The sequence below is a fragment of the Streptomyces sp. TSRI0281 genome (assembly GCF_001905125.1).
Taxonomy (GTDB): Bacteria; Actinomycetota; Actinomycetes; order Streptomycetales; family Streptomycetaceae; genus Streptomyces.
In genome coordinates this window covers 18,276-33,658 of sequence record NZ_LWLE01000015.1, presented here as the reverse complement: position 1 = coordinate 33,658, position 15,383 = coordinate 18,276, and the positions used below count along the sequence as shown (strand labels likewise).

General features: G+C 72.7%; 10 protein-coding genes. 6 read left to right on the top strand and 4 right to left on the bottom strand.

All coding sequences use genetic code 11. The features are described 5' to 3' along the window. The first annotated feature begins 18 nt into the window (after positions 1-18). Positions 19-1,299: a YeeE/YedE family protein gene (locus tag A6A29_RS21995; RefSeq protein WP_073722202.1), complete on the top strand. Its 1,281-nt coding sequence runs from the start codon at positions 19-21 to the stop codon at positions 1,297-1,299. Positions 1,300-1,317: 18 nt separating this feature from the next. Here A6A29_RS21995 and A6A29_RS21990 read toward each other — a convergent pair whose 3' ends face one another. After that, complete coding sequence (locus tag A6A29_RS21990) at positions 1,318-2,670, bottom strand: MFS transporter (RefSeq protein WP_241838601.1); 1,353 nt, start codon at positions 2,668-2,670, stop codon at positions 1,318-1,320. Between the two features lie 72 nt (positions 2,671-2,742). Between A6A29_RS21990 and A6A29_RS21985 the strand changes: the two genes are divergently transcribed. Further along, complete coding sequence (locus A6A29_RS21985) at positions 2,743-3,534, top strand: AraC family transcriptional regulator (RefSeq protein WP_073722200.1); 792 nt, start codon at positions 2,743-2,745, stop codon at positions 3,532-3,534. A 158-nt stretch (positions 3,535-3,692) separates the two neighbouring features. Here A6A29_RS21985 and A6A29_RS21980 read toward each other — a convergent pair whose 3' ends face one another. Next, positions 3,693-3,980, bottom strand: coding sequence for a DUF3040 domain-containing protein (locus tag A6A29_RS21980; RefSeq protein WP_073722198.1), 288 nt, complete (start codon positions 3,978-3,980; stop codon positions 3,693-3,695). A gap of 260 nt (positions 3,981-4,240) precedes the next feature. Here A6A29_RS21980 and A6A29_RS21975 point away from each other — a divergent pair, with 260 nt between their 5' ends. From A6A29_RS21975 to A6A29_RS21960, 4 genes are all read left to right on the top strand, one after another. Then, on the top strand, positions 4,241-5,194 hold the full coding sequence (locus tag A6A29_RS21975) for a HAMP domain-containing sensor histidine kinase (RefSeq protein ID WP_073722196.1): 954 nt from the start codon (positions 4,241-4,243) through the stop codon (positions 5,192-5,194). 2 nt (positions 5,195-5,196) lie between these two features. Further along, entirely contained in the window at positions 5,197-5,871 is a 675-nt protein-coding gene (locus A6A29_RS21970; RefSeq protein ID WP_073722194.1) for a response regulator, read from the top strand. Between the two features lie 101 nt (positions 5,872-5,972). Then, on the top strand, positions 5,973-7,124 hold the full coding sequence (locus tag A6A29_RS21965) for an SUKH-4 family immunity protein (RefSeq protein WP_073722192.1): 1,152 nt from the start codon (positions 5,973-5,975) through the stop codon (positions 7,122-7,124). A gap of 87 nt (positions 7,125-7,211) precedes the next feature. Then, on the top strand, positions 7,212-8,132 hold the full coding sequence (locus A6A29_RS21960; protein WP_241838600.1) for a DUF2510 domain-containing protein: 921 nt from the start codon (positions 7,212-7,214) through the stop codon (positions 8,130-8,132). Positions 8,133-8,250: 118 nt separating this feature from the next. On the opposite strand, the gene A6A29_RS21955 is transcribed toward A6A29_RS21960, so the two are convergent. After that, positions 8,251-10,311 (bottom strand): phosphocholine-specific phospholipase C, encoded by a 2,061-nt coding sequence (locus A6A29_RS21955; protein WP_073722188.1) that lies wholly within the window; start codon positions 10,309-10,311, stop codon positions 8,251-8,253. Between the two features lie 229 nt (positions 10,312-10,540). Then, positions 10,541-15,106, bottom strand: a complete 4,566-nt coding sequence (locus tag A6A29_RS21950; RefSeq protein WP_241838599.1) for a sacsin N-terminal ATP-binding-like domain-containing protein — start codon at positions 15,104-15,106, stop codon at positions 10,541-10,543. Positions 15,107-15,383 lie beyond the last annotated feature (277 nt).

Sequence of the window (15,383 nt, the reverse complement as noted above, 5' to 3'; positions counted from 1 at the left end):
CCTCTTCCGGAGAACCCCTTGACTACCGCTCCCCCTGCCGGGGCGCCGCCCCGTGCCGCCCTGCTCTCCCCCGTCACCACATCCCTGCCCGCTCCCGAGGCCGAGCCCGCCCCTCCGGTACGCCGGGTGCCGCTCGCCGTCGCCGCCGTGATCGGTGCCGCGCTCAGCTCCTACGTCTTCGCCCGGCACGGCGCCAAGCCGGGCACACTGCTGCTGCTCGGTATCGCGCTCGGGTTCGCCCTCTTCCACTCGCGCTTCGGGTTCACCTCCGCCTGGCGCCAGTTGGTGGCCGTCGGCAACGGCACCGGGCTGCGCGCCCACACCCTGCTGCTCGGCACGACCGCCACGCTCTTCGCGCTGATCATCGGCAGCGGCACCGGACTGTTCGGCTCCGTCCCGGGGCCCAGCGCCGGGCCGCTCGGCATCGGCCTGCTCGTCGGCGCCTTCCTGTTCGCCATCGGGATGCAACTCGGTGGCGCCTGCGCCTCCGGCACCCTGTTCGCCGTGGGTTCGGGCCAGTCGACGATCGTCCTCACCCTTTTCGGCTTCATCGTGGGATCGACCCTTGCCGCTTGGCAGTTCGGCCTGTGGAACGATCTGCCCGCGCTCGACCCGGTCCTGCTCTCTGACCATGTGGGCTGGTTCGGTTCCTGGGCGGTGACGATCGCGGTGCTCGCGGTCATCTGGTTCGTCGCCCGCGCCGTGCAGAACCGACGTACTCCGCCGCCGGTGGGCACGCCGCCGTCCGCACGCGGGGCCCTGGCCCGCGCCGTCCGGGGTTCCTGGCCCCTCGCCGTCGGTGCGCTGGTGCTCGCCGTGCTCGGTGCCGGTGTGCTGCTGGTGTCGGGCGGGGCCTGGGGCGTGACCAGCGCGTTCGCCCTGTGGGGCGCCAAGGCGGTGGGCGCGCTCGGCGGTTCGCCGGAGGCGTGGGAGTTCTACCGGCAGCCGGGCAGTGCCGCCCAGTTGTCGGGCCCGGTGCTCGCCGACAAGAACAGCCTCACCGACATCGGCATCATGGTCGGTGCGGCGGTGGCCGCGGCGGCGGGCGGGGTCTGGACGCTGCACCGCGCCATCCCCGGCCGCACGGCCGTCGCCGCCGTCCTGGGCGGCATCCTGATGGGCATCGGCGCCCGGATGGCCGGTGGCTGCAACATCGGCGCGTACCTCGCGGGGATCGCCTCCGGCTCGCTGCACGGATGGGTCTGGGGCGCCGTCGCGATCCTGGGGACCTGGGCGGGTCTGCGGCTGCGCCCGCTCTTCGGCCTCGGCAACCCGAAGCCGACGGACAGCGTCTGCTGACACACGCACACCGCTCTCTCACCTCCCGCTCACCGAGGCCCCGTCCGCCCGACGGGGCCTCGGCGCGTTGCGCGCGGGCAGCACCGCGACCACCAGACCGCACACCGCGGCGCCTGTGCCGAGCGCCACCACCGCGGACCAGCCGCCGCCCGCCCAGGCCAGGGTGCCGGCCAGCGATCCGACCGCGATCCCGAGGAAACGCAGGGTGAAGTAGAGCGTGTTGAGCCGGTTGTGCACGGCCGGATCACGCGTGAACAGAATCGTCTGGCAGACCGCCTGGTTGCCCCAGACACCCACGTCGAGCACGACGACGCCCACGATCAGCCACGGCAGTCCGTCGCCGCCGGGAGCGAGGGCCGACCACCCCAGGACGACGAGCCCGATGAGCGCCCCGAGGGAGCCGCGGCGCCCCAGCCGGTCGGCAAGCCTTCCGGCGTACGGCGAGGCGAGGGCGCTGGCCGCCGCGACCAGGCCGAACAGACCGATTCCGGTGGGGCCGAAGCCGTACCGGCGCTCCAGGAGGAACGTCAGCGCCGTCCAGAACGCACCGAACGAGATCCCGACCAGCGCCCCGGACAGGGTGACCCGCCGGACGAGACCATCGGAGGCGAAGAGCCTCGGCAACGAGGTGAGCGTGGCCCGGTAGGTACGGGTCCCGGTAGCCCCCGGAACCCGGGGCAGGGCACGCCGGAGCACGGCCATCAGCACCAGGGTCAGCACGGCGGAACACCCGTACACGGCACGCCATCCGGCGAACTCGGCCAGCGCCCCGGAGTACGCCCGTGCGGCGAGGACCCCGACCAGCAGCCCGGCCTGCACCGTACCCACCAGCCCGCCCCGGCCCGCTCCCGGCGCCGCCCCCTGCCGGTCCGCGAGCGCCACGGCGAAGGGCGTGACGAGCTGGGGCACCGGGGACAGCAGCCCCACGGCGAAGCTCGACACCACCAGAGCCCACACCGTGGGCGACGCGGCACAGGCGGCGAGCGCGAGGACGGACGCCGTCCCCAGGCCCAGGATCAGCCGCCGCCGGTCATGGCTGTCCCCGGCCGGGACGAGCAGCAGAATGCCCGCCGCGTAGCCGAGCTGAGTGGCGGTCGGTACGGCTCCGAGGACATCGGGCTCCACACCCAAGGAGGCTGCCGCGTCGGCCAGCAGAGGCTGGTTCAGATAGACGTTCGCCGCGGTGACGGCGCTGGTGCAGGCGAGCAGGGCCGTCAGCCCTCGGATACGTACCGGAGCGGGGCCGGTGTCCGTATCGGCTCCGGTCTCGGTACCGGTACCGGTACCGGTACCGCGCTCAGTACCGGTATCGCACTCGGTAGCGGTTTCGGTGGATGAGTCAGCAGATGCGTCGGTAGATGAATCGGTCACATGGGCCGACGTTAGGCCGACGCCCGGCGGCATACTTTCGTTGCTGCGTCATCATCTATCGAGAGTGCGCCAATGTACGGAAAGAGCGAGCTGCGCGACGACTACCAGGACGTCCCCCGGCCGGTCGCGGCCATGGCCCGCGACCTCCCGGACGGCCACCACATCCCGCCGCACGAACACCGGCGGGCCCAGCTGATCCACGGCACGACCGGAGCGATCACGGTCGCCACCGGGCACGGCGTCTGGGTGGTTCCGGCCACCCGGGGTGTCTGGGTACCGGCGGGCCTCACCCACGCCATGACCTGCGTGGGGGCGGTGGCCATGCGCACGCTCTACATCGAGCCGCAGCCGTCCTGGCATCTGCCCACCGCACCGACCGTGGTGTCGGTCTCCCCACTCCTGCGCGAGCTGATCGACGACGCCACCCGGATTCCGGTGGAGTACGACCCGGACGGCCGGGACGGCAAGGTGATGGAGCTGCTGCTCCTGGAACTGGCCCCGCGCCCCGTCCCCGCGCTGTACCTCCCGGCTCCCGAGGAGAGCGGACCCGCCGGGCTGCACCGGCTCTGCGAAGCCGTCCGGCAGCACCCCGGCCGCCGGTGGACGACGCGGGAGGCCGCGGCCTTCGCGCACATGAGCACCCGCAGCCTCCAGCGCGGTTTCGCCGCCGCGACCGGCATGGGCCTGGCCCGTTGGGTGCAGCAGGCCAGGCTCGTCCACGCCGTCACACTGCTCGCCTCCGGCGCATCGGTCACGGCGGTCGCCACCGAGCTCGGCTATGCCACGCCCAGCGCCTTCACCGCGATGTTCCGGCGCACGCTGGGCATCACGCCCTCCGCCTACTTCGCCGATCGCGGGCCGTGACCGAAGCCCGCCCGACGGGCTGAGGCCCGAGGCCCGAGGGCGGCGGCGGGCGGTCGGCTGCGGACAGGGGCGGCGGGCGGTCGGCGACGGACAGCGCGGTGGGTGGTCGGCGGCGGACAGCGCGGTGGGTGGTCGCGGCGGACTCCGAGCGCCCGCGCTCAGCGGGCCGGGGGCACGTTCCGGCCGTGGAGGCGGACGCGTTGCGGGTCGAAGAGCTGACCGGCCACACCCGCCACCACCAGCCCGGCGGCGATGAGGAGACCGTGCCCCACGGCGATACCGACGCCCAGGGCGGCGAGCCCGACGACGAGCCAGAGCCAGGCGTGGCCCCTGCGGTAGTCACGCGGGGGTCGCGGGCTCCCGCCGGACAGGGAGGCGGCGAACCCCGGGTCGTCGTGGCGCAGTCGCTCCTCGATGTCACGCAGCCGCTCGTCGTACGTGGGCATGGGTGTCTCCTTCGCGGTGCGGAAACCGCCGGGTGCGAAGCCGTGCTCCCGGGCGTGCGCGGGAGCGGGACGCGGTACTCGTTCCTCATGCTCCTCGACCCGTTCCCGCGCGGGCTATCGGGGACACCACCCATTTCCGGGGGCGGCCACCATGTACGAGGACGCCGGGCCGGGGCACACGGGGCCGGGGCAGCGGCAGGAACGGCAATAGTGGAGGCACCCGACCGTCCGCACAACCACCCGAAGGAGGCCATGCTCTCTTGTCCCTGTTCTGGCGCATTTTCCTGCTCAACGCCGCGGTCCTGGTCGCGGCCGGGGCTCTGCTGCTGCTCGGCCCGATCACCATCTCCACCCCGGTACTGCTGACCGAGGCCCTGATCCTGGCCGGTGGCATCACCTCGATGCTCGGTGCCAACGCCGCTCTGCTCAGGCTCGGACTGGCCCCTCTCCAGCGGGTCACCCGGGCGATGACCACCATCGACCTGCTCCGTCCCGGCCCGCGCCCCGAGGTCGCCGGGCAGGGGGAGATCGCCGACCTGATCGAAACGTTCAACACGATGCTCGACCGTCTGGAGGCGGAGCGGGCCACCAGCAGCGCTCGCGCGCTGTCCGCGCAGGAGGACGAACGCCGCCGGGTGGCCCAGGAACTCCACGACGAGGTCGGGCAGACCCTCACGGCGGTGCTGCTCGAACTGAAGCGCGTCGCCGACCGGGCTCCCGAGCCGCTGCGCGACGAGTTGCGCCAGGTCCAGGAGATCACCCGCGGCGGCCTGGACGAGGTACGCCGGATCGCCCGCCGCCTGCGGCCCGGAGTGCTGGAGGAACTGGGCCTGGTCAGTGCCCTGACGGCGCTGATCACCGAGACCCCGAAGCCCGACGGGCTGACGGTCGGACGGCGGATGGAGAAGGACCTGCCCCAACTGGGCGCCGAGGCCGAACTCGTCGTCTACCGCATCGCCCAGGAGTGCCTCACCAACACGGTCCGTCATGCCCGCGCCACACGTCTGGAACTCTCCCTGCGCCGCAGCCCCGGCGGAGTGGAACTGTGCATCCGCGACGACGGCCGCGGTCTCGGGGACGGCCCCGAGGGCGGGGGCCTGCGCGGGATGCGCGAACGTGCCCTGCTCATCGGAGCCGGACTCACCCTCGGCGGCGGTCCGGGGGGCGGCACCGAAGTACGCCTCGATGTGCCCGTACGGAACGGAAGCCGGTGAACATGACCATGTCCCCGTACGACCCGGCGCGCAGGACGCGCATCCTGCTCGCGGACGACCACGCCCTGGTCCGCCGGGGCGTCCGGCTCATTCTCGACAACGAGCCGGACCTCCTCGTCGTCGCCGAGGCGGGCGACGGCGCCGAGGCCATCGAGATGGCCCGCGCCGAACAGCCCGACCTGGCCATCCTCGACATCGCGATGCCGCGCCTGACCGGTCTTCAGGCGGCACGGGAGCTGTCCCGGGTCCAGCCGGGGCTGCGCATCCTCATGCTGACCATGTACGACAACGAGCAGTACTTCTTCGAAGCGCTCAAGGCGGGAGCGGCGGGCTATGTACTGAAGTCCGTCGCCGACCGGGACCTGGTGGAAGCCTGCCGTGCCGCGATGCGCGACGAACCGTTCCTCTACCCCGGTGCGGTCACCGCCCTGATCCGCAACTTCCTCGAACGGGCCAGGGAGGGCGGGGATCTGCCGGCCCGCGCCATCACCGAACGCGAGGAGGAGATCCTCAAGCTGGTGGCCGAGGGCCACTCGTCGAAGGAGATCGCCGGCCTGCTCGTCATCAGCGTCAAGACCGTCGAGCGGCACCGTGCGAATCTGCTCCAGAAGCTGGGTCTGCGCGACCGTCTGGAACTCACCCGTTATGCGATCCGCGCCGGGCTGATCGAGCCGTAGTCCGGACCGCACCGGCGTTGTCAGTGCCGCCGCCTAGGGTCTTCGCAGTGGACGACAACCGGGTCCCGGGGCCCGGGTTCGGCAAGTGCGCGGGGAGACGAATGACGACCGAGATCATCACGGGGCAGCCGGACGACCTGATCCGGCTGCGGCCCGACGGCGGGGCCCCGCACCCGACCGTCGCGCAACTGCTCGCCTCGACGGCCGGATCGGGTGACCCGGCCGGGCTCGACCCGTACATCCGGGGGCTGCTGGTCATCGGGCATCTGCTCATCGAGGGTGACGAGGCCGAGCACATCGTGCTGGACGGCGCGACGGGGCGCGTCTTCAGCATGTACCTCTTCGAGGAGAGCCCCGACCTCACCGACGTTCTGCCGCTGGCCCCCTCGCGCGACGCCCTCACCCGCTTCCTGGCCGCGACGGACGAACTGGCCGGGACATACGGGCAGTTCGCCCGGTTCGCCGACCGGTCGGGTCCCCGTGCGGTGGCCGAGGCCTCCGCCGGGCTGCTCGCGGTCTTCGAGGACGAGGAGTGGGGCGGTGACTGGGGCGGCGCGGGAGACCGCGACGAGCGGGAGCACTCCGTCCCGGCGTTCTGGCGCATCGCCGCTCTCGTACGGCCGCTCGCGCTGATAGCGCGGCCGGGCAACGGCCTGTTCATGGATCTGCCCGAGGGCGTGCTGGAGGAGGAGTTCGGGGAGCGGGAGGTCGTGCGTTTCGACCGCTCCGATCTGCCCGACGCCCTGGTGCACCTGCCGACCCGGCGCTTCCTCACGGAGACCGGGCTCCCGTCCGACGGCGGCATGTTCAGCCTCGGGACGGAGGCCCCCCGGCTGGTCTCCCTCGCCGCGTGCCGGGACGAACACCACGACGGGGCGGATCTCTACGGCTATCCCCCGTCCATGGCGGACATCGCCGACCGGCTGTTCTACCTGGGATGGCTCGTCGAGGACACGGCGGTGTTCGTCGACGGGGCGACGGGCACCGTGCACGCGTGGTCGGTCCCCCAGGCGACGCTGTTACCGCTCAACGCCGATGTCTCCACGCTCGCCTTCACCGTGTGGATCCTGCACCGCGAACACGCGCTGGACGAGGAGCACGGGCTGACGGCGGACATGTACCAGCCGCTCGCCGACACCATGGCCCGGGTGCTGGCGGCGGTGGACCGGGTGGCCTGCCGCTCGACGGGCGAGGAGGGCGACTGGCGCTACTGGCCCGAGGTCTTCCACGACGAGCCGGGCGGGGTGCTGTGAGGTGAGCCGACCGGCCGCGCGGCGACCAGCACGTCTGTGCGCCGATAGTTCATGCGTTTCTCACCCAGTGCGCATACGGTGCACACCGTGACCCAGACGAGCCCGCCCGGCTGGCATCCAGACCCCGGGTATTCAGGAATCGGCCCCGCCCAGGAACGCTGGTGGGACGGAACCCAGTGGACCGACCACCTCCGCGTGCCGCCCGCGGCGGTCCGGCGGCGCCGGACGCGTATCGCCGTCGGCGTGACCGTCGGAGTGGTGGTGCTCGCCGCCATCGGGGGCGGCGTGTATCTGATCCAGGAGGACAACGGCAGACAGCCGGAGACCGCGGCGAGCTCCCCGTCGTCCGCGCCGTCCGGCACCCCGGGCCGGCCCGGTGCCCCGGACGGGAACGGCGCTCCGGACGGAAACGGGGAGAACGGCGGCGGAGGCGAGAGCCGGGCGCCCGACGCACAGCTACCGCCGGCCGAGGACGGCTACGCCACGGATCTGGCCAGCGGCATCAGTCTCCCGGTGCCCAAGGGCTGGACCGGCCGGTCCGGGACCGTCGGTGCCGGGCTGACCACCGGCGACTACGCCTGTCCCGGCGCCTCGGGCGAGAAGTGCGTACGCGGCGGTGTGTTCTCGGCTCCTGCCGTCGCACTGAAGATCGACGCGAAAACGGCGGAGGCCGCGGCCAAGAAGGACATCGCGGTCAACGCCGAGGAGTCGTACGGCGAGAAGATCTACGAAGGCATCACGTCGCACGAGCAGCTCAAGTCCGAGCCGGTCACGGTGGCCGGTCAGAAGGGCTACCTGGTGCGCTGGAAGGTCGTGACGAAGAAGGGTGACGACGGGTACGTCGAGTCGCTCGCCTTCCCCTCCCCCACCACGAAGGACATGCTGGTCGTCGTCCGGTCCGGCTTCGACGTCAGCGCCGAGGCGCCGAAGCTCTCCGTCCTGGACGACATCACCCGGGGCATCAAGGCCGCCTCGGGCACCGGGGGCGGCACCGGCCAGAGCACGTAGCGGGCACCCGGACACACGCGAACGGCCGAGGAGCCGTGCCGGAGGGTTCCGGCACGGCCCCTCGGTCGTCGCACCGACGCTCGGCCGCCGGGTACCGGCGGCCGTCGGACGGGACCGGTCAGGTGGTGGCGGTGGCCGGGTCGCTGACGCCCGCGGCTCCGGTCTCCACATGCCCGGCGAAGCGGCGCAGGAAGGCGGTGCTCGTGCCGATGACGACGGACACGTCGTACCAGCGCCGGGAGGCGCTGAGGTCCACCGTGTGACGCACCGTGGCCCCCGGCCCCACCGTGAGCGTCCGCGGCTGTCCGCCGTAGGCGTTGGCGACCGTCAGCCGGGCCTCCGTGGTGCCGGGGTTGGTGAGCGTCAGGTCCAGGTTGCCGGTGGCGGCGTTGTGGCGGGCCGTCGCCTCGGGGCCCGCGGTCGTCGCGGGACACCTGAAGGTGCGCAGGAATCCGTTCGGGCCGTGCACCGTGAGGTCGTGCGTGCCCTTGGAGTAGGCCGAGTTCCAGGTGTCGGAGATCGTCCTGCCCGCCTCGGCCGTGTACGTCCACGGCGCGTCGGTGCGGTTCGCCGAGGTGACGTAGAACTGCGCCCCCGCCTTCGCCCCCGGACTGAAGGTGAGGGCGATGCGGCCGTCGCCCACCCTGACCACGCCGTCGACGTACGGCGCGTACGGCAGCGGCCGGGCGGGGCGCGCGCCCGCTTCCTGCTTGGGCAGGGAACCGACACCGGGCGGCGTGGGCCGGTAGTCGGGATGCCGGTCGTGGTCCGGCGGCTCGTAGCCGGACGTGTCGGGCAGGGTGACGGGCGCGGTGTCCGTGGTGCCGAAGTCGAAGGCCGAGGTGAGGTCGCCGCAGATCGCGCGCCGCCACGGTGAGATGTTCGGCTCGCGCACTCCGAAGCGCCGCTCCATGAACCGGAGGATCGAGGTGTGGTCGAAGACCTCGGAGCAGACGTAACCGCCGGTGCTCCAGGGCGAGACGACGAGCATGGGGACGCGCGGGCCGAGACCGTAGGCGCCCGCGGCGTAGGAGATGCCGCCCTTGTAGAGGTCCGGGGCGACATCGACGGTGGACAGGCCCTGCGCCGCGGAGGCCGGCGGGTAGGGCGGCACGACGTGGTCGAAGAAGCCGTCGTTCTCGTCGTAGGTGATGAACAGCGCGGTCCGGCTCCACACCTCGGGGTTCGACGTCAGCGCGTCCAGCATCTGCGCGATGTACCAGGCGCCGTAGTTCGAGGGGAAGTTGGCGTGCTCGGTAAAGGCTTCCGGAGCGGCGACCCAGGAGATCTTCGGGAGCGTCCCGGCCTTCACGTCCGCGGTGAGTTCGTCGAAGTAGCCGTCGCCGCCCTTGACGTTCGTCCCGGTCCGCGCCTTGTCGTACAGCGGGTCTCCGGGCCGGGCGTTGCGGTACTTGTCGAAGTACAGCAGGGAGTTGTCGCCGTAGTTGCCCCGGTAGGCGTCGTTGATCCAGCCCCAGTGCCCGGCGGCGTCCAGGCCGTCCCCGGTGTCCTGGTAGATCTTCCAGGAGATCCCGGCCTCCTCCAGGCGTTCGGGGTAGGTGGTCCAGCCGTAGCCCTTCTCCTCGTTGCCGAGGACGGGACCGCCGCCGGTGCCGTCGTTGCCCGTGTACCCCGTCCACATGTAGTAGCGGTTCGGGTCGGTGGCCCCGATGAACGAGCAGTGGTACGCGTCGCACACGGTGAACTTGTCGGCGAGCGCGTAGTGGAAGGGAATGTCCTCGCGGGTGAGGTAGGCCATCGTCGTCGGCGTCTTGGCGGGTATCCACCGGTCGTAGCGGCCGTTGTTGTACGCCTGGTGGCCGCCCGCCCAGTCGTGGTTGAGGCCCTGGAGGAACTGCATCCCCAGGTCGTCGGCCGTCGGGTGGAACGGCAGGGTCTCCTTCTGCGCGCCGTCCGCCTGGTGCCAGACCGGCTTCCCGCCGGGCAGTGTCACGGGGCGCGGGTCCCCGAATCCGCGTACTCCCTTCAGCGCGCCGAAGTAGTGATCGAAGGAACGGTTCTCCTGCATCAGCACGACGATGTGCTCGATGTCCTGGATGGTGCCGGAGGCGCGGTGTGCGGGGATGGCGGCGGCACGGTCGATGCTGCTCGACAGGGCGGCGAAACCCGCTGTCGCTCCCGCCAGTTGGAGGAAGCGGCGCCGATTGATGTCAGACATGAGTGTGGGGCCTCTTGGGGTGAGGGAACAGAAGCGAACGGAATGTTCCAAGAGGACCGAGCGGAAGGGAAGAGGCAGCGACGTCACTGTGAACGGCGGCCGTACACACGACGGCCGTACACACCGTCGGAAAGCCGCCGCCGGGACAGGTCCGGGGGCAGCCGGTGAGCGCCCCGGGACAGGTCCGGGGGCGGCCGGTGACCGCTGCCCCCCGGACCTGTCATTCCCTTCAGTCCGCCCGCTCGAAGGGGATGGAGAAGCTCCGGCACCCGCGAACGCCGGTGAGCGTCACATTCGCGCTGGGGTGGGCGGAGAGCTCGCGCAGCGGATCGAGGATGATCCGTACGGTGGCATGCTCGCCCGCCCCGTCCTCCAGGCCCGACACCACCACGAGGAAGAAGTCCTTCTCGGTGGCGGCCCGTTCGTACTCGTGGGGCGTCACGGAGAGGGAGTCCGGCTCCCTGCGCAGGAAGGACTTCACCTCGTAGAAGCGGCTCAGCTCGTCGGCCGCGTCGGCGCCCAGACCGCGCTGCGCCCGCAGGTCCCGCAGTTCCTCGTCGTCCCGCGCCAGAGCCAGGCGCACCAGGTCCAGGGCGACGGCCTCCTGGTCCAGGGCGCTGAACGCCTTCAGCGCGCTCCGTTGCTGCGGAACAGCCGGTTCCGCCCGCGGCCCCGACAGGGTGGGCCGGACCGGTCCGCTCCCGGTGGCCCCGGCGGCGGGCCGGCCGCTCCGGCCGGTGATCGCCGCCCGGTCCAGTACGGGGCGCAGCAGCCCGGGGTCGACGAGGCGACGCGGCGGGACGGCCGCGGAGGAGACCCCCGACGGTGCTCCGGGCTGCTTCACGGCCGGCGGCTTCGGCTTCGCGGGACGGGCTTTGCCGGCCGAGGCGTGCCGTGCGTTCGTCTCCTGGTGGAACTCGGCCAGCCGCTGTGCGTGTTCGGCGTCCGCGGCCGCCCGGCGCTCCTCGATACGGTCCTCCGCCCTGACGATCTCTGTGGCGATCGGTCCGGAGTCGGCGCGCTCCCATGCCGCGCTCCACGCGTGGGCGACCTCTCGCCGTCTGGCGCGGAACCGGGCCGCGAGCGCCCGGCCCACGCCGCCGGACCGGGCCAGGACCCGGTCGTCACGGGCGTAGAGAGTGCCCTCGTCCCAGTCGATCGCCGTCTGAACCGGGACGCGGAGCGGGCCGGGCGGGTCGGGCTGCCCCGGCAGTGTCACCGTGCACGCGAGTGCGGGCTCGATGTGGACGACCAGGCCGGTCAGTTCGTCCCAGGAGCCCTGGAGTTCCCGGGCCGTGGCGGGATCGCTGCGCTGGAGGTCCTCGCGGAGGTGCGCGACGGCCGACGAGAGCCGGGCTGTCGCGTGAGCGTCGGGGTCGGGCGGTCCGGAGGCGTACGGCACGATGGCGTCGCCGCCGACGACGGTGATGCCCAGATGGGGCAGGAGGTCCCGGAACTGTTCGAGTTCCGCGCCGGGGCACCATACGGGCGGTGCCTGCGCGGCCGTCAGCGCGGCGGCGAGCCCGGCCTCCTCCACGGCGTACACGGGACGGCGGCCGGTCCACCCGTGGCTCGTCCAGAGCGGCAGGCGGCCGAGCCGCTTCCCTCTCAGCTTCTCGGGGTCCCCGGCCGCCAGTTCCTGGAGGAACTGCAGGCTCTGCAGCAGCACGGCCTGAGCCGCCGCGTCCGGCTCCGTCCGCCGCCCGCCCGGTGCCGCGGGTACGAGTCGCCGGATGACGGCGATCGCGTCATCGGCACCGGGCAGCGGCACTCCCACCGCCTCCCACAGGGCGTCGCCGCCGTCGAAGGCGGGCGCGAAGTCGCGCAGTTCACCGAACAGCGGTTTGCCTCGCAGGCAGGCGCCTGGGGTGCGCCAGCCCGACTCGGTCAGGACCAGCCCGTCGCCCTCGGCGAAGGCCCGTGCGATGTCGGCACGCGATACGTCGCCGGCCGGGCCCGCCGCTCCGGTGGCGGACAGGCCACGTGGCAGGCCCGTCCGCACCGCCAGGGCCCGGTACAGGAGCAGCGCCGCGGCATGGTCGTGGTCCCCGCCCGCCCGTTGCGACCCGCGCTGTCGGCGCAGCCGCTCAAGGATGTCGGCCGCGGTCGGTTCGCCCCCGACGGCAAGGGCCCGCAGGACCTCCCCGCGGCGTCCGGCGGCCGCCTGGATGTCCCGGTGCAGGAGCCCGTCCGCGTCGGTGCCGTAGACCGCCGCTGTCGCCTCGGTACGTCTGCGCAGGGCCGAGGGCGCCGTGGCGGTCCCGCTCTCGCTGTCCAGCCAGGGGGTCTCCCGCAGTGTCCACAGCCAGAAGCCCGGGATCCTGGCCTTCACGTCCCAGACGTAGTAGTCGTGCGCGGCCTCGACCGACTCATGGTCGGAGAAGCGGCTGCTCCAGGCCCTGCCGAGGACATGGAGGAGGGCGACCGCCCGCTTTCTGCGCGCCGGTCCGTCCGGCTCCGCGGCGATGGAGCGCACCACGGCGTCGAGGTCGGGGCTCTCGTGGTCGTCGAGTGTGTACGTGGCACCGAGCCGGGTCATCCGACGCGTACGGCTCTTGGGCGAACCCGGCGCGAGGGCGTGCACCCCCTGGCGCTGGAGCCGTTCCCTCCGGTGCCGGTGCACCCGGACACCGGGCGCCGTCCGGGCTCCGAGCAGCCTGAGGAAGTTCAGCGGCCTCATGCCGGAACCACCGGACCGCAGTACGTCGTTGTAGCGCGGCCGGAGCCAGGCCAGGCCCGGTGTGGTGCCTGCCGCGTGGGCGAAGCTCTCGTCGCGGTCGGCGCTGTCGATGCCCGGCGGGAGGTATGCCTCGGCCGGAGTCGCCTGTACGTCGTGCCGCTTGCCCTCGGCATCGTAGCGCCGGGCCCGGAGCGTGATGATCCGGCCGATGTCGCCGCCGAGCGGGGGCCGATCGCGCTCCGGTACCTGGGCGAAGGCGTCCTTGAGGAGGCGCAGTTGCTCGTCGGTGAGGGGGAGAGCCGCGCCGCCGCCCCGTCTTCCGTAGGTCGCCAGGCGTCGGATCACGGTGACCTGGTCGCCGTCGGTCAGCAGCGCGTTCTGGGCACGCAGCCACTCGCGCACCCGGGTCGCGGCCGGCGTGCCGGCGAGGAAGGCGGGGTGCAGGGCATGGGCGAATCCGAGGCTCTCGGCCAGACCGCCGCGCCGGTCGGCGAACATGCGCAGGTCCGACAGTCCCGGTGGCGGACGTCGGATCCCATCGTCGTCCTCCACCCACGCGAAGTCGCACAGCCGGTAGGCCATTCCCCCGGTGGCGGCACCGACGGCGGCCAGTTCGATGACCGCGTCCAACGGCCGCTCCGGGTCGCCGAGCAGCGCCATCGCCTCCCGTACCCCGACGTCCACGGGCCCGGCGCCGCCGTGGTCCTCCCAGTCGCCCAGGATGTCCCGGTATCGCGCCTCCGGGTCCCGGGCCGCGTGCGGCAGGGCCGGGCACTGTGCCACCTGCTGGATGTCGGCCTCGGTCAGCACGCGGCCGAGTTCGGGGGCCTCCAGGGCCAGGTCGGCCAGTTTCAGCGGCCCGTGGCCGGGAACGTCGATGCGCAGCCGTACGGAGACCTGCTCGCGCGAGCGCCGGAGAACGGTGCTCTCCAGCCGGCCGACGACACCGTCGTGGACCTTCACCTCCTGCGGCAGGGGCAGCATCCGCCAGGACGCGGCCGGGCCGTGGCGGAACCGTTCCACGAGGGCGGCCGCCCAGAGGTCGGCCACGCCCCGCACGAGCGCGTCGTTCCACTCGGTCTCGCGCAGGTCCTGCCGGCTGGGGGCGGGATCGAACGGGGCGTGCACACGAAGGGGCAGCCCCAACGGGGTGACGGGGAGCCGGACATGGACGTGGCCGGTGCCGGTACGGGCCTTGCCCAGCGGCAGGGCGACCGCGAGGGGCGTCCGCTCCCCGGCGGCCTTCGACTCGGGCTCGACGTCCGGCGGGGTCGTCACGGCCGTGGCGCAGACCTGCCAGCGGAGCCCGTCCGGATCGCGGACCTCCGAGACCTCCACGCGTACCGCCTCGCCGGCGATGTCGGCGGTGAAGGCGCCGCCGCCCTGCCGGTGAAGGGCGAGACGCTGCCGTACCCGGCCCCTGACGTCGAGATGGACCACGTCGGCGACCTGGCGGAGGAAGAGCAGCGCCTCGTTTCCCCAGGCGCTCAGCCAGGCGTCCACGTCGGCGGCCGTGAGCCGCGCGTCGGTGAGCGGAACACGGAACACGGTCCAGCCGTCGCCCCCGACGTGGGGCGGGAAGGTGCGCGCCGGCGCCAGTCCCACACCCGACTCCGCGATCCGCAGCCGGTAGTGGCCGCTGTGCACCTCGATCGACGGCGAGAAGGTGAACAGCGTCATCAGGCCGATCCCGAACCGCCCGGTCGCCTCGGCGTCCTGCGCCTTGCTGGTCACCCAGGGCATCGAGAGCGGGATGACGTCGGTGAGCCGGACCGGCCTGCCGTTGTGGGCGATCAGGAGCGTCCGTTCCCGTACCAGGACCCGGACTTCGGTGGCGCCGAGGTCCTCCGCGTTCTGTACGACCTCCGACAGCCCCTGGAGGCGATCGGTCGACATCCTCTTGGCGCCCCGCCGGGCGCCGGTCACCGAGTCCTGCATGACTCCGGCGTCGGCGGCGAGTCGCGCGAACGTCTCGACGGCCGCGCACACGGCCCCGGGCCCCCGCGGCTCGGGCACCGCCCGCCCCGCCGGTACCTTCTTCCGGAACAACCGCTCGGCCCACCGCGCGGCCCGCACTTCCTCCGCCGTCCCCCGCACCACCATGCTCGTCCCCACCCGTGTTCTTCCGACGCTCCGGTCGCTCTCCCGCGACCGGGCCCTCACCCTTCACGCGCCCGGACAGCCCCGACCGGAGCCGCCCGACCCGCACGGGCCCGACCCGAACTGCCTGAAAGGTACTCAGCAGCCGCATCCTGTACAGAGTTACGCGCCCGGGGCAAAGGCCGCCCCCACGGGGCCGGCGATCACGTAGCATGCGCGGCACGCCCACAGGCTCCCGGCGAAGGAGCGGAGTGCCGCCGATGATCACAACATCCGTACGGTGCGCGCTCTC

Coding starts and splice junctions, on each gene's coding strand:
- A6A29_RS21970 (WP_073722194.1), top strand. CDS start 5,197: ATGACCATGTCCCCGTACGACCCGGCGCGCAGGACGCGCATCCTGCTC.
- A6A29_RS21955 (WP_073722188.1), bottom strand. CDS start 10,311: ATGTCTGACATCAATCGGCGCCGCTTCCTCCAACTGGCGGGAGCGACA.
- A6A29_RS21965 (WP_073722192.1), top strand. CDS start 5,973: ATGACGACCGAGATCATCACGGGGCAGCCGGACGACCTGATCCGGCTG.
- A6A29_RS21980 (WP_073722198.1), bottom strand. CDS start 3,980: ATGCCCACGTACGACGAGCGGCTGCGTGACATCGAGGAGCGACTGCGC.
- A6A29_RS21985 (WP_073722200.1), top strand. CDS start 2,743: ATGTACGGAAAGAGCGAGCTGCGCGACGACTACCAGGACGTCCCCCGG.